13 protein-coding genes and 1 riboswitch are annotated in these 18,093 nt (G+C 45.1%); of the genes, 11 read left to right on the top strand and 2 right to left on the bottom strand.

Going from position 1 to position 18,093, the window contains the following annotated elements; translation table 11 throughout:
* Positions 1 to 92 precede the first annotated feature (92 nt).
* The 9 genes from DWW77_RS13210 (at position 93) to DWW77_RS13170 (ending at position 13,484) form a co-directional block, all read left to right on the top strand.
* Positions 93 to 1,040 (top strand): L-lactate dehydrogenase, encoded by a 948-nt coding sequence (locus DWW77_RS13210; RefSeq protein WP_118608866.1) that lies wholly within the window; start codon positions 93 to 95, stop codon positions 1,038 to 1,040.
* Between the two features lie 72 nt (positions 1,041 to 1,112).
* A complete protein-coding gene (locus tag DWW77_RS13205) occupies positions 1,113 to 3,269 on the top strand; it encodes a Tex family protein (RefSeq protein WP_015526225.1) in 2,157 nt (718 codons plus the stop codon).
* Positions 3,270 to 3,553: 284 nt separating this feature from the next.
* Positions 3,554 to 4,417, top strand: coding sequence for a mechanosensitive ion channel family protein (locus DWW77_RS13200; protein ID WP_330383034.1), 864 nt, complete (start codon positions 3,554 to 3,556; stop codon positions 4,415 to 4,417).
* Positions 4,418 to 4,929: 512 nt separating this feature from the next.
* Entirely contained in the window at positions 4,930 to 5,322 is a 393-nt protein-coding gene (gene panD / locus DWW77_RS13195; protein WP_015526224.1) for an aspartate 1-decarboxylase, read from the top strand.
* A 101-nt stretch (positions 5,323 to 5,423) separates the two neighbouring features.
* Positions 5,424 to 6,263 (top strand): pantoate--beta-alanine ligase, encoded by an 840-nt coding sequence (gene panC / locus DWW77_RS13190; RefSeq protein WP_118608865.1) that lies wholly within the window; start codon positions 5,424 to 5,426, stop codon positions 6,261 to 6,263.
* Between the two features lie 3 nt (positions 6,264 to 6,266).
* Positions 6,267 to 7,268, top strand: a complete 1,002-nt coding sequence (locus tag DWW77_RS13185; protein ID WP_015526222.1) for a bile acid:sodium symporter family protein — start codon at positions 6,267 to 6,269, stop codon at positions 7,266 to 7,268.
* Between the two features lie 475 nt (positions 7,269 to 7,743).
* Complete coding sequence (gene thiC / locus DWW77_RS13180; RefSeq protein WP_118608864.1) at positions 7,744 to 9,048, top strand: phosphomethylpyrimidine synthase ThiC; 1,305 nt, start codon at positions 7,744 to 7,746, stop codon at positions 9,046 to 9,048.
* A 295-nt stretch (positions 9,049 to 9,343) separates the two neighbouring features.
* Positions 9,344 to 12,484: a fibronectin type III domain-containing protein gene (locus DWW77_RS13175; protein ID WP_118608863.1), complete on the top strand. Its 3,141-nt coding sequence runs from the start codon at positions 9,344 to 9,346 to the stop codon at positions 12,482 to 12,484.
* Positions 12,485 to 12,594: 110 nt separating this feature from the next.
* Positions 12,595 to 12,712, top strand: a riboswitch (FMN riboswitch).
* A gap of 136 nt (positions 12,713 to 12,848) precedes the next feature.
* Positions 12,849 to 13,484 carry an ECF transporter S component gene (locus tag DWW77_RS13170; protein ID WP_015526219.1) on the top strand — a complete coding sequence of 212 codons (636 nt, stop codon included), beginning with the start codon at positions 12,849 to 12,851 and terminating at the stop codon, positions 13,482 to 13,484.
* Between the two features lie 127 nt (positions 13,485 to 13,611).
* Here the strand turns inward: DWW77_RS13170 and DWW77_RS13165 are convergent, their stop codons facing one another.
* The gene (locus tag DWW77_RS13165; RefSeq protein ID WP_286188019.1) at positions 13,612 to 15,000 is read right to left on the bottom strand and encodes an MATE family efflux transporter; all 1,389 of its coding nucleotides are present in this window, start codon (positions 14,998 to 15,000) and stop codon (positions 13,612 to 13,614) included.
* 182 nt (positions 15,001 to 15,182) lie between these two features.
* Between DWW77_RS13165 and DWW77_RS13160 the strand changes: the two genes are divergently transcribed.
* Positions 15,183 to 15,794, top strand: a complete 612-nt coding sequence (locus DWW77_RS13160) for an NUDIX hydrolase (protein WP_118608862.1) — start codon at positions 15,183 to 15,185, stop codon at positions 15,792 to 15,794.
* A gap of 45 nt (positions 15,795 to 15,839) precedes the next feature.
* On the opposite strand, the gene DWW77_RS13155 is transcribed toward DWW77_RS13160, so the two are convergent.
* A complete protein-coding gene (locus DWW77_RS13155; protein ID WP_118608861.1) occupies positions 15,840 to 16,361 on the bottom strand; it encodes a hypothetical protein in 522 nt (173 codons plus the stop codon).
* Positions 16,362 to 16,699: 338 nt separating this feature from the next.
* Between DWW77_RS13155 and DWW77_RS13150 the strand changes: the two genes are divergently transcribed.
* Positions 16,700 to 17,884: an SAM-dependent methyltransferase gene (locus DWW77_RS13150; RefSeq protein WP_015526215.1), complete on the top strand. Its 1,185-nt coding sequence runs from the start codon at positions 16,700 to 16,702 to the stop codon at positions 17,882 to 17,884.
* The last annotated feature ends 209 nt before the right edge of the window (positions 17,885 to 18,093 follow it).

Raw genomic sequence — 18,093 nt, 5'->3', positions numbered from 1 at the left:
TTATTGCACAGGGCAATGTTTTATGTTATGTTTGAATGTGTGTAATTAAAGTTGTTATTAAAATGACAAACAACGCTGAAAGGAGAACAAATATGAGCAGTAAAATTACGATCATCGGAGCAGGAAGTGTAGGAGCAACTATCGCTTATACCTTATCACAGAGGAGTATTGCATCAGAAATCGTTCTGATCGATATTAACAAAGATAAGGCTGAAGGTGAGGTTATGGATATTGAGCAGGGAACCAGTTTCCGTGAGCCGATCTCCATCGTGGCAGGAGATTACCCGGATGCTGCAGATTCTGACATTGTGATCATCACTTCCGGTATTGCCAGAAAACCGGGACAGACTCGCATCGAGCTGACACAGACCAACGTTAACATTATGAAGAATATTACTCCGGAGATCGTAAAGGTGGCTCCCAAAGCGCTTTATATTATCGTAAGTAATCCATGTGATATTATGACTTATGCATTTGCAAAGCTTTCCGGACTGCCGGAAAATCAGATCCTTGGTTCCGGAACCGCCCTGGATACGGCCCGTCTCCGCTGCAGACTTTCTCAGCACTACGGTGTATCTGAGAAAAACATCCACGCCTATGTATTCGGAGAGCATGGAGATACTTCCTTTGTACCGTGGTCCAGAGCCTTTGTTGCAGGTGCGACCCTTGATGAGTTTGACAAGATCGTTCATGAGGATCAGAAAGATCTGCAGCCACTTGACAGAGAAGAGGTTCTGGAGTATGTTCATACTTCAGGATCAACTGTGATCGCCAAGAAGGGTGCTACATTTTATGCGGTAGCCGTATCTGTTTGCAGACTTTGCTCGCTTCTTCTTGCAGCATCTGATACAATAGTCAGTGTATCAACCATGCTTCACGGAGAGTACGGTGTTGAAGACGTATGTCTTAGTACCATGGCTTCTATCGGACCGGAAGGTGTAAAACGTATCGTTCGTGTTCCGCTGACCGAGGAGGAGACAGAGAAGCTTCACGCAAGCGCCAATGCTCTGAAGGACGTGATCGCACAGATTGATCTTTGATAAATGTCAGAAGCTGTGTAAAGAGGAAAAAGCAGCCTCAGGCAAATTTGAAACAACGGGAGAAAGATAAAAATGGATATTATTCAGGTAATTACCAGAGAATTGAACGTTGAGAAATGGCAGGTCGAGGCAGCGGTTAAGCTGATCGATGAAGGCTGCACCATTCCTTTTATTTCCAGATACCGTAAGGAAGCAACCGGTACACTGAACGACGAACAGCTTCGTAATCTTAATGAGAGACTTACTTATTTAAGAAATCTTGAGGATAAAAAGGCTCAGGTTCTGGGCAGCATCGAGGAGCAGGGCAAGCTGACTCCGGAGCTGAAGAAACAGATCGAGGCAGCGCAGACACTCGTTGTGGTAGAGGATCTTTACCGTCCGTACCGCCCGAAGCGCCGTACACGTGCCATCATCGCCAGGGAAAAAGGTCTGGGACCTCTGGCCGACATCATCCTTCTCCAGATGACGAAGAAACCTCTTGAAGAAGAGGCAAAAGCATTTCTTTCTGAGGAAAAAGAAGTCAAAACTGTGGAAGAGGCCATCAGCGGTGCCAGAGATATCATTGCAGAACACATTTCTGATGAAGCAGATTATCGTATCAGTATCCGTAAGAGAACAATGGATAAGGGAACTATATGTTCCACCGCAAGAGATGAGAAGGAGCAGTCTGTATACGAGATGTATTATGACTTTGAGGAGCCGGTGAAAAAGCTTGCAGGTCATCGTGTCCTTGCTCTGAACCGTGGTGAGAAAGAGAAATTCCTTACTGTGAAGATCCTTGCACCTGAGGAAGAGATCATCCGTTATCTTGAAAAACAGGTGATCGTCCGCGATAATCCATACACTACACCTGTTCTGAAAGAAGCCATTGAGGACAGCTATAAACGTCTCATCGGACCGGCTATTGAGCGTGAGATCCGAAGCGCCCTTACAGAGGCAGCAGAGGACGGTGCCATCCATGTCTTTGGCAAAAATCTGGAGCAGCTTCTCATGCAGCCTCCAATTGCAGGACAGGTAGTTCTTGGCTGGGACCCTGCCTTCCGTACCGGATGCAAGCTGGCAGTGGTAGATCCTACCGGAAAGGTTCTGGATACCACAGTTATTTATCCCACAGCACCAACCAATGAGACCAAGATCCGTGCCGCAAAGGAAACCCTGAAAAAGCTTATCAGCAAATATCATGTGACACTGATCTCTGTAGGAAACGGAACGGCATCCAGAGAATCCGAGCAGATCATCGTGGAGCTTCTTAAGGAAATCCCTGAAAAGGTCCAGTATGTTATCACCAACGAGGCAGGTGCTTCTGTATATTCCGCAAGCAAGCTTGCCACGGAAGAATTCCCGAATTTCGATGTTGGACAGAGAAGCGCCGCATCCATCGCAAGACGTGTACAGGATCCGCTTGCAGAGCTTGTAAAGATCGATCCGAAATCCATCGGTGTCGGTCAGTATCAGCATGATATGAACCAGAAAAAGCTGGGAGAAGCCCTTAACGGCGTTGTGGAAGATTGTGTAAACAAGGTCGGAGTGGATCTGAATACTGCGTCTGCATCCCTTCTGGAGTATATTTCCGGAATTAGCAAGGCCATCGCAAAGAATATTGTAGCCTACCGTGAGGAAAACGGCCGTTTCCAGACAAGAAGAGAACTTCTTAAGGTTGCCAAGCTTGGTCCGAAAGCCTTTGAGCAGTGTGCAGGTTTCACACGGATCACAGGAGGCAAAAATCCTCTGGACGCAACCAGTGTCCATCCGGAAAGCTATGACGCAGCAAAAAAACTCTTGGAAAAGCTGGGCTACACACCGGAAGATGTGGCAGAGCGTAAGCTTACCGGTATTTCCGGGCAGATCCGCGATTACGGAAAACTGGCAAAGGAGCTGGAGATCGGAGAGCCAACCTTACGTGATATCGTAAAGGAACTGGAAAAACCTGCCAGAGATCCACGTGACGAGATGCCGAAACCGATCCTCCGTACCGATGTCCTAGATATGAAGGATCTGAAAGAGGGCATGGTTCTTAAGGGAACTGTCCGCAATGTCATTGACTTCGGTGCTTTTGTGGATATCGGTGTGCATCAGGATGGCCTGGTCCATATTTCCGAGATGAGCGAGAAATTCATCAAACATCCGCTGGAAGCAGTCAGTGTGGGAGATATCGTGGATGTCCGTGTTCTTGGTGTTGATATGAAGAAAAAACGGATCAGCCTTTCCATGAAGGGAATCAGTAAATAAAGAGAAAAACTGAGTAAAGAGAAGCAGGCAAGTATATTCTGCAGCATTCTGCGGCGGATTACCGGACCGATATACAATAAAGCTATAACAGAAATACAGCAGTGGTTTATACCCTATACTTTATAGAACCGGAGAAATCAGGTTTACAGGGAAAAACCACTGCTATATTATTATATTACCAGATGCGGATTATAGGAAATGCTTATATCAGAAATAAGCTTTGAAGCTCATAGATCGATCCGCATATGTATATCGAATAATCGATCAGACAGGAGGGATTATATTTGGATAGTACTGTACAGACCGTGCAGGAGGTCGGAAATCAGGTAAGCCAGTACAGGCAGATGTTTGAAAATTATCTGCCGGACATCACGAAATTCGGAATCAAGGTTGTTCTGGCTATTGTTGCTTTCTGGGTAGGAAGCACGGTAATTAAATGGATCGTAAAGTTTGTGAGGAAATCACTGACAAAATCCAGGCTGGATACAGGAGTGGCACAGTTTATGTCCTCACTGGTCAAGATCGTACTTTACATACTCCTGATCTTTAACATATCCATAAGCTTTGGAGTAAAGGAATCATCTCTGGCAGCACTTCTCGGAACTGCAGGTGTTACTATGGGTCTTGCCCTCCAGGGTGGACTTGCCAACCTGGCAGGAGGTATGATGCTTCTTCTGTTCAAGCCTTTCCAGGTAGGGGATTACATCATCGTTAACGGACAGGACGGAAGCGAGGGAACGGTAGCCAAGGTCGAGATCTGTTATACAACGCTGTTATCCATTGATAACAAGCACATCGTGATCCCGAACGGTACTCTTTCCAATGTGACCATCACCAACGTAACAGCAAGGGATCAGCGAAGGCTGGAGATCAAAGTGGGGATCTCTTACAATGCAGATATCCAGAAGGCCAAGGATATCCTGGAAGATATCCTCACCGAGGATCCGGATACAAGAGAAGACGAAGAGATGGTGGTATTCGTAGACGAGCTGGCAGAAAGCTCTGTGATCATGGGCTTTCGTGTCTGGGTAGATACCGACCGCTACTGGGCAGCCAGATGGAGATTGAACCAGAGGATCAAGGAAGATTTTGATTATTATGGAATTGAGATTCCTTATAATCAGCTGGATGTGCATATCCATAAATAATGTGCATAAAGGAAGAAAGCTAAAGCCCTTTCACATGGCAGAGAAATTGCTGTGTGGGAGGGTTTTTTGGTGAAAGTAACTGGTTTTGAGATTATTACTGCCATTCACGATAATAGAGAATATGAAAATTATTGACAAACCAGTGTCGGGGTGCAATAATACCCCACAGAGATAGTATTTGGACTCAAAACTATACTCTGGCTGAAATCACTGGAATCTTATATAAAAATAGCCAGCCGGAACCCGGGATCGGGAACGGACGGATATATGAAAATTATAAAAGATACGAGCCTGTATCGATGATAACGAAGGCGTTACAACAGTTATGGGAATTTTGTGCAACTGTTGAAGAGCATGCTTTTCGTGTATAAAAAACAGGACTCAATATACAGGGAATCAATCAGAAGCGTTTCAGGGTCGAAGTGTACCCCGAGACGTTTTTTTATTAAATACGGAAGCGGATGTTTTTATCCACTTGAAAGTTATTCCCTGCAGGAAAGGACTTATATAAGATGACAATAGAGATGTTAAAAGGAAAGATCCACAGAGCAACCGTTGTCCAGGCGGAACTGGATTATGTAGGAAGTATCACTGTGGATGAGGAACTGCTGGAAGCTGCCGGGATACTGGAATATGAGAAGGTCCAGATCGTAGATGTGAACAACGGCAGCCGTTTCGAGACATACACCATTTGTGGAGAACGCGGAAGCGGTATGATCTGCCTGAACGGAGCAGCAGCAAGATGTGTAAGCACCGGTGACAAGATCATCATTATGGCTTACGCACAGTACGAGCAGGAAGAAGCCCGTACTCACAAGCCTGCAGTTGTATTTGTAGATGAAGAGAACAGGATCAGCAGAGTGACCAATTATGAGAAACACGGACTGCTGAAGGATATGGCCTGACGCAGATCAGGAAGATAATAAGACGAAGGTGAATTCAGAAAAGAGGCTATCTCGAATCTATAAAGAAAACCGGTTCCAGAACCGGAAAAGAGGAGAGCACAATGCAGGTAACAAAAACAGTAGAAGAAACAAGAAAACAGATCAAAGCGTGGAAAAAAGAAGGAAAAACAGTAGGCCTTGTGCCAACCATGGGATTTCTCCATGAGGGACACGCAAGCCTGATCAAAAAATGCAGAGAGCAGAATGATATCGTAGTGGTATCCGATTTCGTCAATCCTACACAGTTCGGTCCTACCGAGGACCTGGAAGCCTACCCGAGAGACTTTGAGCGTGACAGCAAACTCTGCGAAAGCCTGGGAGCAGATCTGATCTTCTGCCCGGAGCCTTCCGAGATGTATCATGATCCCCACGCATTTGTAAGTATAGATACTCTGTCAGAGACACTTTGCGGAAAAACACGTCCGATCCATTTCAAAGGTGTGTGTACCGTTGTGACCAAGCTGTTCCACATTGTGGCACCGGACAGAGCATATTTCGGACAGAAAGACGCACAGCAGCTGGCCATCATCCGCAAGATGGTGCGTGATCTGAACTTCGATATTGAGATCGTAGGCTGTCCGATCATCCGTGAGGAGGACGGACTTGCAAAATCCTCCAGAAATACATACTTAAGCCCTGAAGAGAGAAAAGCAGCTCTTTGCCTGTCAAAGGCAGTAAAAGCCGGACAGGAAGCCATTCACGCAGGAATCCTGGCAGAAGAGCTTCTCGGAAAAATGCGAGCAGTGATCGAAGCAGAGCCTCTGGCAAAGATTGATTATGTATCCATGGTAGATGCACTTACCATGCAGCCGGTGGAAAAAGCTGACCGCAGCGTTCTTGTAGCAATGGCTGTTTACATCGGAAAAACAAGACTGATCGACAACTTCAGCTACGAGGTATAATGTATGGGAAAAGTTTTAAAGAAAATCGGAATTATCAGCAGCCTTGCATCCAGATATATCGGGATCATTATCATCGCTTTTTCCTGCCTGGCTTTTTTCTGGCGTGACGGATTTTCCTGGATGACGAATTATACGTCTGTATTTCTGGGAGTGATCATGTTTGGTATGGGCCTGACCATAAAGCTGGATGACTTCCGGGCAATTTTTTCCAGACCCAAAGAAGTGGTGATCGGTGCAGTGGCTCAGTATACCATTATGCCGGTGATCGCCTGGCTTCTGTGTAAAGTGATGAACCTTCCGGCAGATCTGGCACTGGGAGTGATCCTGGTGGGATGCTGTCCGGGCGGAACAGCCAGCAATGTGATCACCTATATCGCAGGAGGTGATGTGGCGCTTTCTGTGGGAATGACTATAGTTTCCACACTGGCAGCACCGTTGATGACACCGTTTCTTGTATATGTTCTGGCAGGAACCTGGGTGGAAGTATCCTTCTGGGCTATGGTGATCTCTGTGGTAAAGGTAATTCTGATCCCGGTTCTCCTGGGAGTTTTTCTTCGGAGTCTTGCGGGAGAGCATGTGGATAAGGTATCCGATGTTATGCCGCTGGTGTCGGTTGTAGCTATTGTTATGATCATCGGAGGAATTGTAGCTGTAAATGCAGAGAAGATCGTAAGCTGTGGAGTTCTGGTGCTTGGAGTAGTGGCGATCCACAATTTCTGTGGTATGATGCTGGGATTTCTGGCTGCAAAAATCTTCCATGTGGAGTATTCCAGAACAACTGCTATAGCTATAGAGGTAGGCATGCAGAACAGTGGCCTTGCTGTCTCACTGGCAGCAGCTAATTTTGCAGCCAATCCGCTTGCAACACTTCCGGGCGCGATCTTCAGTGTATGGCACAATATTGCGGGTTCCATTTTTGCGGGGATCCGCCGTGCAGGTGCAGAAAACCTTGCAGAGCTTGACCGGATCAGGGAAATCGACTGCTGTAATTGCGAAAAGCAATAAGCAGTGAATGCGGATTGCGGATATCCTCCTGACGGGGAACAGCAAAGCTGTGGAAGAATGTCTGTAAAGAAAGATCCCGGGGAGTTTGAGAGATAAAATGACAGATTATGTCGAAAGAAAAAGTCATAAAATGCAGAATTGTGGTTTACAAATTTTAGCCGGTATACTATAATAACCACATGGACGAACAAACGTCCCCAACATATGAAAACAGGGGGGCCCGCTGAAGCGAGCTGAGAGTAGACTGTAAATGTCTTGACCCATAACCTGATTTGGATAATGCCAACGTAGGGACATATGCACGAAGGATTCTTAAAGACACAGAAGATCAGAGAGTACAGAAGAGATCAGAAGTACAGAAGATTTTCATTAAGTACGTAAGAGTAAGAGCCGGTTGCCGTGATGCGTATGCGTTGCAGCAACCGGTTTTTTGTTGTATAAACACAAAGAATTTATGGAAGGAGATTTTTTTTACATGAGAGATTACAGTACACAGATGGAGGCAGCCCGTAAAGGCATCATCACACCTGAGCTTGAGATCGTAGCTAAGAAGGAACGCATGACAACAGAGGAACTGCTTCCGCTGGTAGCCTCCGGTAAGGTGGCGATCTGTGCAAATAAAAATCACAAATGTATCGATCCGGAGGGCGTAGGTTCCATGCTCCGCACCAAGATCAATGTAAACCTTGGTGTATCCAGAGACTGCAAGGACTACGATGTAGAGATGCAGAAAGTAATGGAAGCTGTAAACATGGGCGCCCATGCTATCATGGATCTTTCTTCCCACGGAAATACCATTCCGTTCCGACGCAAGCTGACATCCGAGTGTCCGGCAATGATCGGAACCGTTCCGGTTTATGATTCCGTTATCCACTATCAGAGAGATCTTGATACGCTGACAGCTAAAGATTTTATCGATGTAGTAAGACTCCATGCACAGGATGGTGTTGACTTTGTAACTCTTCACTGTGGAATCACAAGAAAGACCATCGATCAGATCCGTAATCACAAGAGAAAAATGAATATCGTTTCCAGAGGAGGATCTCTTGTATTTGCATGGATGTGTATGACCGGTGAGGAGAATCCGTTCTATGAATACTACGACGAGATCCTGGATATCTGCCGCGAGTATGATGTGACCATCTCCCTTGGTGATGCCTGCCGTCCGGGATGTCTGGCTGACGCAACAGACGTATGCCAGATCGAGGAGCTTGTACGTCTTGGCGAGCTGACCAAACGTGCATGGGAAAAGGACGTTCAGGTTATGGTTGAGGGACCGGGACATGTGCCGCTTGATCAGGTTGAGGCAAATATGAAAGTACAGCAGTCTATCTGCCAGGGTGCACCGTTCTATGTATTAGGACCTATCGTAACTGACGTTGCACCGGGATATGACCACATCACATCCGCGATCGGCGGAGCAGTAGCTGCTATGTCCGGAGCAGCATTCCTCTGCTATGTAACACCGGCCGAGCACCTTGCACTTCCGAATCTTGAGGACGTAAAACAGGGAATCATGGCATCTAAGATCGCAGCTCATGCAGCAGACATTGCCAAAGGTGTCCGCGGTGCCCGTGAGATCGATGACAAGATGGCAGATGCCAGAAGAAAGCTTGACTGGGAGGCACAGTGGGAATGCGCCATGGATCCAGAAACAGCAAAACGTATCTGGAACGAGCGCAAACCGGAGCATGATGATACCTGCTCCATGTGCGGTAAATTCTGCGCAGTACGAAGCATGAACAAGGCACTTGCAGGAGAACATATCGATATTCTGTAAGAATACAGAATGCATATGAGCATGCAGCATCACAGTAGAACGTGGTGTTGGCAGTATCTAGCCAGAAAACTGGTTGATCGAATGCGGATATGGAAAGAACAGTAATGCTGAAATTGTGGAAAGTCTGATGTTCCGATAATAAAACATAAACCGCTGTGATCTAAAATGAAGATCACAGCGGTTTTTTTGCAGAGTAGGGGACATTATTGCAGCTTGCGAAAAGACAGGGCCGCGTTATAATAAAAACAGAACTTACATATAAACAGTTTACATAAAAAGGAAGGAAAGGTACGAAATGAAATTTCCGAAAAAATTGATAGCATTTGGTCTGTCATTATGTATGTCTGTTGTTCCATGTGGACCGGTGGCGGCCGAAGATTTTACAGACGCACAGACGGATATGACAGACGCCATTGATACTTTTACAGATGATGGGAATTCTGAGGAATCAGAAAATACCGTAAACACAGATCAGATTACAGAAGAAGAGTTTCCGGGATCAGATATCGGAACGGAAACGGATGAAGCTGAAAGCTCAGAGAGTGAGGAAATACAACAGGATTCTGATGAAGGATTAATTCTGGAAGAACCTTCGGCGGTCATCAGAAAAGCAGAAGGAACAGAGGATACAGAGGAGGCTGCGGCACCGGAAGAAATTTTTGGTGACGGAGAAAACCAGGAGCAGCAGGAAGATATATTCACAGATGATATTCCGGCAGCAGGTACTTCCGAAAAAGAAACAGATGTGGAGAGCACAGAAATATATCTGTATGCGATGAATGATACCTATAGCAGTGTGATCTCCATGCCGGATACCATGCAGACATCTTATCAGATCCAGACATCCGGCAAAAATCCGGTATATACGGTTGTTTCCGGTTATACTGCGAAAGTCAGCGAAACCGGTCTTGTTACTCCTAAAATGCAGTATGTAACCTATGTAGACAAAAACGGAAATGACGTAAAGAGCCAGTGGGAATACATGTTTGGAGAGACCCTGATCTCTGTACAGGATGGAAATAGTACCGTTTATTATAAATTCATACTCAAAGATTATGCGGAGTATTACGCAGAACAAAAAATGGATACATTCCTCAAAGAAAATATTACTGCGGAAATGTCCGATTATAAAAAGGTTGAGACAATCGCCAGATGGCTTGCCAACAACTTTAATTACAGTCAGTATCATTCCGGCTATACAGGCCTGATGCTGGATGGCGGCGGAGACTGCTGGGCCAATACCAGCGCAGTGAACTATATGTGCGAAAAACTGGGACTGACCGTGTATGCAAGGTATGCGGCAAATGATCCGGGGGCGGGAAGCGGTCACAGGAACTCCGTAGTCATCATTGACGGCGAAAGATATCTGGTTGACTGCGGATATACGGGAAATGCCCCCAGACATTATGAATTGTCCAAAATGGACTATGACTATTCTTATGAGATCCTGAATGATGGAACACTCAGGCTGTATCAGTATGAAGGGACAGATACAAATATCGTAGTTCCGGATACTATTGACAGAAGAAAAGTAACGGTTCTTGGAAACAGTACCTTCCAGTATTGCACCCAGGCTTCTGATATAGAGTCTGTTACTTTGCCGGATTCGCTTACAACCATCGAAAAGAATGCTTTTTACAACTGTGAGAAATTGAAATCTGTTACGATTCCCCCAAATGTGTCATTTATAGGGCTGGCTGCTTTTGTGGAGGGCTTGTCCGAGTCTAGTCTGACAGAAATTAAAGTAGATCCGGAAAATCCGTATTTTTCTGAAAAAGACGGAGTGGTATTCAGCAAGGATGGCACAAAACTGATCATGTTTCCGTCCGGACGTTCCGGAGATTACCAGATTCCGGATGGAACTGTAAGCGTGGGAGACTATGCTTTTTATTACTGTGTAAATGTTTCTTCCATAACAGTCCCGGGAAGTGTCAGAAGCCTTGGAGAAGGTGCATTCGGAAACTGTTCGTCGCTTACGAAAGCTGTCCTAAACGAAGGCTTGGAAGAAATCGGTGAATATGCATTCCAGAGCAGTTCAGGGATCCGTGATATTATAATTCCCGCATCTGTAAAATCAGTTGGGAAAAATGGACTTCGTCTGTCTTCCGAGTGCAGGATAAGAGTACTGAGCACAGATACTATCTGGGCGGATGATGCGTTCAGGGATTCAGCACTGATCGCGGGAAAAAAGGATTCTACACTTCAGAAATACGCAGAGGACCGTGGCTACATGTTTGTGGAGCTGTCAGCAGACAACCGGATACCGCTTCAGAATGAATGGTTTGAACAGATCACTCCAGAATATGAATATAATGGAAAAAGCCATGAACCTGAAATAGAATCCAGTGAATCCGCACCGGAACTTGAGCAGGGCTCCGATTATGAAGTAACTTATGAAAATAACATCAATGCAGGAACTGCGACTGTAAAGATCACGGGAAAAGATATTTTCTGCGGTACAGTAGAGCGGAGTTTCAAGATTACGCCAGATGAAAATGGAATGTATGTGTGCTATTTTGCGGAAAATAATGAAACATACCTGGAAACCACCTTTAAAGGAAAAAAAGTGGAACCGGAAGTGGTAATTGACGGACTGGTACAGGGAAAAGATTATACGGTAACCTATGTTAATAATGAAAAGCCTGGTGAAGCTCGTGCAGAGCTCACGGGAATCGGCAATTATAAAGGATCGGAAACATTATATTTTACTATTTACGGAAAACTACCGGCTGCGGATCCAATAGCTGATCAGATATATACAGGAAAAGAACTCACACCTGCCATCGTAATTCCCGGATTGAAAGCCGGCGAAGATTATTATATGTACTACGAGGATAATCAGTATCCGGGTGTGGCAACGGTAACCATTTATGGTACCGGTTATTATAAAGGTACCGCAACCATTCATTTCAAGATCATAAAAAAGACAGAAAGGTTTGTCAGCAATGTTAAGCTAAACAGAACCTCTTACACTTGTACGGGAAAAACCATCCGGCCATCAGTAACCGTAACTGTAAATGGAAAGAAGATCGGTGCGAGTGCTTATAAGCTGTATTACAAAAATAATAAAAATTCCGGAATTGGAACTGTGCAGGTCAGAGGGACCGGAAAATACAGTCGTATCAACAAAACGCTTACCTTTAAGATCCTGCCTCCAAAAACTCTGCTGACAGGACTGAAAAAAGCAAACAGATCCTTTACCGCAAGCTGGAAAAAAAATATACAGGCAACCGGCTATCAGATCCAGTATGCAGCAGACAGCAGATTTACAAAAGAAAGAAAAACGGTCATAGTTGGAAAACAGTCTGCGACCAGATATAAGATATCAGGACTGAAAAACAAAAAGACCTATTATGTCCGCATCCGGTCATATAAAAGAGTCGGAAAAAAGGTTCTTTACAGTAGCTGGAGTACGGTAAAGAAAATCTGGGTTTGATCATAAAGGAGTGGATCTTAGATTTATATAAATGGAGCAGAATGCTTCTGTGACAGAATTAAGCCTTGTAATTATAAAAAGAGCGCGTTATAATGAACTCATAAAAAAGAAAATTTCTTCGGGGCAGGGTGTGATTCCCTACCGGCGGTATAGTCCGCGACCCGCTTTGGCGGCTGATCTGGTGAAATTCCGGAACCGACAGTAAAGTCTGGATGAGAGAAGAACGCGCAGTATTTAAAGAACGTGCTCAGTGCCCCGGGAAGAAGCTCCCGGGGCTTTTTATGTGAAGAAATAGAAATTTTTTTCGCATAAAGATTTCTTGTGGAAATTTTCTTTGAATATTTCTGAAGAAGGAGAGAGAGTTATGAGTGAACAGATATTACAGAGAGGAAATGCCGTGGAAAGAAGCAGAACAAGAACCATCGCGCAGGTAGCCATGCTTGGTGCTGTGGCAGGAGTATTAATGAATCTTGAGTTTCCGATCCCGTTTCTTGCACCGTCTTTTTATCAGCTTGATTTTTCCGAGGTACCGGTTATGGTAGGAACCTTCGCTATGGGACCTGTGGCAGGTATCCTGATCGAGCTTGTGAAGATTCTCGTACATCTTGTGACTAAGGGAACCATGACTGCCGGTGTTGGTGATGTTGCCAATTTCCTGTTTGGATGTGCCTATGTGGTACCGGCCGGCCTGATCTACCGTTTCCGTCACAAAAAGAGCAGAGTACATGCAGTTGCAGGTATGGCAGTGGGAACAGTTTTGACAGCGATCCTTGCATGCTTTGTCAATGCCTTTGTACTGCTTCCGGCTTACGGTAAGGCGTTTGGAATGCCGATCGAGACCTTTATCCAGATGGGAAGCGCAGTACACAGCTCCGTAAACGGACTGCTTACCTTTGCACTGCTGATCATTGCTCCGTTTAATATCTTTAAATATGCACTGACATCTCTGATCGTATTTGTAATTTATAAGAAGATCCGTGTTGTACTGAAGGGTGACTGATCATAAGCAGCTGCCGGAGGATGAAGAAAAGATCAGAAATTGGTGGTTTCAGATAAATATCTGATAATGTGAGAAATGCCATGTAATATATTGCCGATGGGCAGTAAATTACATGGCATTTTTTATGTCAGGCGTTTTGTTCTGCAGCTTTCATGACTCCAAGCTCACGTCTGGCAAAAACAACGGCCAGCACAAATGCAGAGGTATCTGCAATTGGTCCTGCGTACATGACGCCATCGATTCCGAAGAAGACCGGGAAGATGACGATCAGAGGCAGCAGGAAGAGCACCTGCCTTGTGAGGGACATGATCACACCAAGCCTAGCTTTTCCAATGGAGGTAAAAAAGCAGGCGGACATAGGCTGGATCCCGTTGGCAAAGGTCATCAGCATGAAGATGCGGAGATATTTTTCTGCAAAATGAAAGTACAGGTCGCTGCCGTTTCCGAAGATGCCTACAATCTGATGCGGGAAGAACTGGAAGCAGATAAAAAATATGGTTGCAATCACAGTACATAAGGTTACGGAATAGCGGTATGTCTGGCGTACACGGCTGTATTTTTCGGCACCGTAGTTAAATCCCAAGATGGGCTGGGAGCCCTGGGAGATTCCGATGCAGATGGCCATAAATACCTGATTGACTTTGGAAATGATCCCTGTACAGGCGATTGGAATATCACTCCCGTAGGCGGAGAGTGCTCCGTAATGGCGAAGTGTATTGTTCATGACGATCTGCACTGCAGCAATGGCAACCTGATTGATACAGGATGCCATTCCCAGAGAAAAAATGGCAGACAGATTGCGTGCCTTAGGAATCAGCATGGAGTGGTCCAGGTACATTTTCCGGAGTCTGGAAAAATAAAAGATGATCAGAAGTCCGGATACGATCTGGCCGATCACGGTTGCCCAGGCTGCACCTTTGATGCCCCAGCCGAATCCAAAGATGAAAAGCGGGTCCAGGATGGTGTTGATGGCGGCACCGGCCAGGATGCAGGCCATGGAATAGGTAGGACTCCTGTCTGCTCGGATCAGGTGGTTGCCGCCTGTGCTTAAAACATAAAAGGGAAGCCCAATGGCGGTGATCCCTATGTAATCAATGGCATAGGGCATGACGTCCGGTGTTCCGCCGAAAAAATGAAGAAGTGGCTTCAGGAACAGAAGGACAATGACAGAGAGTATTGTACCGGAGATTATCAGCGCGGAGAGTCCGGTTCCTGCAATGGAGCTGGCTTTTTTTTCGTTTCCTGCGCCCATTTCCAGGTTGTAATTGGAGGCGCTGCCGATTCCCAGGAGCAGTGCAGCAGCAGTAGAGATAATGGTTACGGGAAATGCGATATTTGTGGCGGCATTTCCAAGCATTCCTACGCCCTGTCCGATAAAGATCTGGTCAACGATATTGTACAGAGCGCTGACTAGCATGCTGATGATGGCGGGAATGGCGAATTTGGTGATCAGGCTGCCTACAGGGGCGGTTCCCAGAGGGTTTTCGGCCTGGGCAGCATTGGTCTGGTTTTTCAATGTTTTTTCCTTCTTTCTTGTCTACAGTAGCTGTTTGGTAATGTAATAAGTAAATTTAAATTTTATAGCAGGGTATTTATTATAGCACTATTGTGAAGGGAGTGTAAGTATAAAAAATTGACCTTTGGTTTTGGATGGGATAAAATGTTTTTAGAAAAAATTTTCGGGAAGGAGTTTTTCAGATGGGTAAGATCAACAGTGTGAAAAAACTTACAGATAATAAGTTCGTGAATCTTTATGGGGTGGATGCGACCAGTGTACATGATACGCCGGTTTCTTATTTTGTGGCCTCCAGGGCGAAGAGTGTGGAGGATATGAAGCTTTCTACAGGGGAGAATCATCCGGATGGGGTGATCATTTACAGTGTTTATGGAGAGAAGCGGGATAAGGTTGTGCTGATCCGTCAGTATCGGTATACGATCGGCGGGTATATTTATGAGTTTCCGGCGGGGCTTGTGGAGCCTGGGGAGGATTTCCATGAGGGTGCTGTGCGGGAGATGTTTGAGGAGACCGGGTTGAAGCTGGAGCCGATCAAGGTTGCGGAGGCTTTTGAGAAGCCTTATTTTACGACGATCGGGATGACGGATGAATCCTGTGCTACGGTTTATGGGTATGCCAGTGGTGAGGTTAGTAAGGCTGCTCAGGAGGATAGTGAGGAGATCGAGGTTGTGATCGCGGACCGGGATGAGGTCAGGAGGATCCTGAAGGAGGAGAGGGTTGCGATCATGTGTGCTTATATGCTGATGCATTTTTTGAAAGATGAAGAACCATTTGATTTTTTGAAAGAAATCTGAGAAAAAATCAAGGGGAATCTGCCGTTGGCGGATTCCCCGTTTTGATCAGAGTTCTATGAGTTTTCCCAGGTCTTTGTTGTATTTGCAGTATTTGCCGTTTTCGGAGATAAATGGCTGGTAGGTGTCGGTACGGTTGTCTTTGACGTAGACGATTCCGGTGGCGATCATTTCTACCAGGGAGAAGCGTTTGCTTAAGCTGGAGATCCAGCGGTAGGTTTTTTCGTTGCCGGAGTCTGCCATGAGGAGGTTGTAGCCGCCTGGGCAGGCTTCCAGGGTGAAGTAGATTTTCTGGGATCGGATGGAGGTGTTGAAGACCTGGCCGGTGATGTAGGTGGAGAAGTTGTTTTCTACAAATTGGCGGAAGGTGTAGAGATCGTAGATTACGCCGGTGGTCTCATTTTTGATCTTGTCGCCGCGTTCGATGCGGGCTTTCAGGAGCTTGAGGACTTCGATGGTCCAATTGATGAAGGAGATGCTGCTGTAGGTCATGCTTTCCTGAAGTTGATCGACCAGCTGTTTTGACAGGATGTTGGATTTTGATGCTTCATTAAAAAGTTCTTCGTTCATAAGGTTCCCTCCAGTGTTGGATTTTTATATGGTTTTCGCTCTTTTTTTGTATCTTTTATTATAAGTCTGAATTGTATATAAAGCAATAAAAAATGCGTAAAATACAAAGATAATTATTGAAAAATGATATATAATTAACGAGTGCGTTTTGATAATATCAGTGTTTTCGGCAGCTTGTTTAAAAATGGATTGTAAACATCTAGTTAATTTGAATAAGTATAAGTAAGAGTTTTACCAAATATCGCCATTTTATTGATAAAATTTTGTTGTATATCTCCCTTGACATAAAGCCTTCCTCCGGGTGTATCATAGTGCTGTGCTAAAGGAGGTAGACTATTATGTTTGAGACATTACAGGAGAAGACGGAAGAGAAAGCAATGGTGCAGTTCCTTGAACGCTTTACAGATTATCCATTTCTGGTAAAGTTCAAGAATTCCGAGTATCACATCGGAGAGGGTGAACCTACATTTACGGTGAATTTTAAGAAAGCGATTCCTCTGGCGGATCTGATGAAGAGCACATCCCTTGCACTGGGTGAGGCGTATATGCGTGGGGATCTGGATATCGAGGGAAATCTTTATGAAGCGCTGGATCATTTTCTAGGTCAGATGGGGAAATTTTCTACCAATGAATCTGCTCTGAAAAAAATCATGTTCAGTTCAACATCAAAGAAGAACCAGGAAAAGGAAGTGACCAGCCATTATGATATTGGAAATGACTTTTATAAACTTTGGCTGGATGAGACTATGAGTTATTCCTGCGGGTATTTTATCCATGAGGATGATACGTTGTATCAGGCACAGGTAAATAAAGTTGATTATATCCTTAAAAAATTACATCTGGAAGAGGGTATGAGTCTTTTGGATATCGGCTGCGGCTGGGGTTTTCTGCTGATCGAGGCAGCTAAGAAATATAAGGTTCATGGTACCGGTATCACCTTAAGTCATGAACAGTATGCAGAATTTCAGAGACGGATTAAGGATCAGGGGCTGGAAGATTATCTTACGGTAGAGCTGATGGATTACCGTGATCTGCCGAAGAAGGAGTATCAGTTTGACCGTGTTGTCAGTGTCGGTATGCTGGAGCATGTTGGACGTGATAATTATCAGCTGTTTCTTGATTGTGTGGAAAAGGTTCTGAAGCCGGGCGGACTGTTTCTGCTTCACTTTATCAGTGCTCTGAAGGAGCATCCGGGTGACCCGTGGGTCAAGAAATATATTTTCCCGGGCGGAACTGTTCCGAGCTTACGTGAGATCCTGAACCATATGGCAGAGGACAATTTCCATACCCTGGATATCGAAAATCTCCGTCTGCATTACAATAAGACATTGCTTCACTGGGAAAAGAATTTCCGGGACAATATTGAAAAAGAAAAGACTATGTTTGACGAAGAGTTCCTGCGTATGTGGGATCTGTACCTGTCAGCATGTGCGGCAACCTTCCACAACGGAATTATCGATCTTCACCAGATTCTTATGACCAAGGGTGTGAATAATGATCTGCCGATGACACGCTGGTATTGATAAAAGCCTTTACAAACCTGCCGGAAAGGAATATCATACTTCTATAAAATTATTTATTAAAGCGTATAAGGAGCCTGTGGATTCAGCATATGATTACAGAAATGCTGAATCCGCAGGCTTTGTTTTTTAACCGATAAACCGCGAAGGAGTTATTCGGTCATGAGCAAGTAGCGAAGCGTATTGCGAATATTCGCTTGACTATTCCGTTT

Origin of the sequence: Ruminococcus sp. AF17-12 (assembly GCF_003479245.1) — a bacterium.
Lineage (GTDB): Bacteria > Bacillota > Clostridia > Lachnospirales > Lachnospiraceae > Blautia_A > Blautia_A fusiformis.
The sequence above is the reverse complement of the archived record's forward strand: the minus strand, read 5'-3'. Positions and strand labels throughout refer to the sequence as shown.

Coding starts and splice junctions, on each gene's coding strand:
- DWW77_RS13210 (WP_118608866.1), top strand. CDS start 93: ATGAGCAGTAAAATTACGATCATCGGAGCAGGAAGTGTAGGAGCAACT.
- DWW77_RS13205 (WP_015526225.1), top strand. CDS start 1,113: ATGGATATTATTCAGGTAATTACCAGAGAATTGAACGTTGAGAAATGG.
- panD (WP_015526224.1), top strand. CDS start 4,930: ATGACAATAGAGATGTTAAAAGGAAAGATCCACAGAGCAACCGTTGTC.
- panC (WP_118608865.1), top strand. CDS start 5,424: ATGCAGGTAACAAAAACAGTAGAAGAAACAAGAAAACAGATCAAAGCG.
- DWW77_RS13185 (WP_015526222.1), top strand. CDS start 6,267: ATGGGAAAAGTTTTAAAGAAAATCGGAATTATCAGCAGCCTTGCATCC.
- thiC (WP_118608864.1), top strand. CDS start 7,744: ATGAGAGATTACAGTACACAGATGGAGGCAGCCCGTAAAGGCATCATC.
- DWW77_RS13175 (WP_118608863.1), top strand. CDS start 9,344: ATGAAATTTCCGAAAAAATTGATAGCATTTGGTCTGTCATTATGTATG.
- DWW77_RS13170 (WP_015526219.1), top strand. CDS start 12,849: ATGAGTGAACAGATATTACAGAGAGGAAATGCCGTGGAAAGAAGCAGA.
- DWW77_RS13160 (WP_118608862.1), top strand. CDS start 15,183: ATGGGTAAGATCAACAGTGTGAAAAAACTTACAGATAATAAGTTCGTG.
- DWW77_RS13155 (WP_118608861.1), bottom strand. CDS start 16,361: ATGAACGAAGAACTTTTTAATGAAGCATCAAAATCCAACATCCTGTCA.
- DWW77_RS13150 (WP_015526215.1), top strand. CDS start 16,700: ATGTTTGAGACATTACAGGAGAAGACGGAAGAGAAAGCAATGGTGCAG.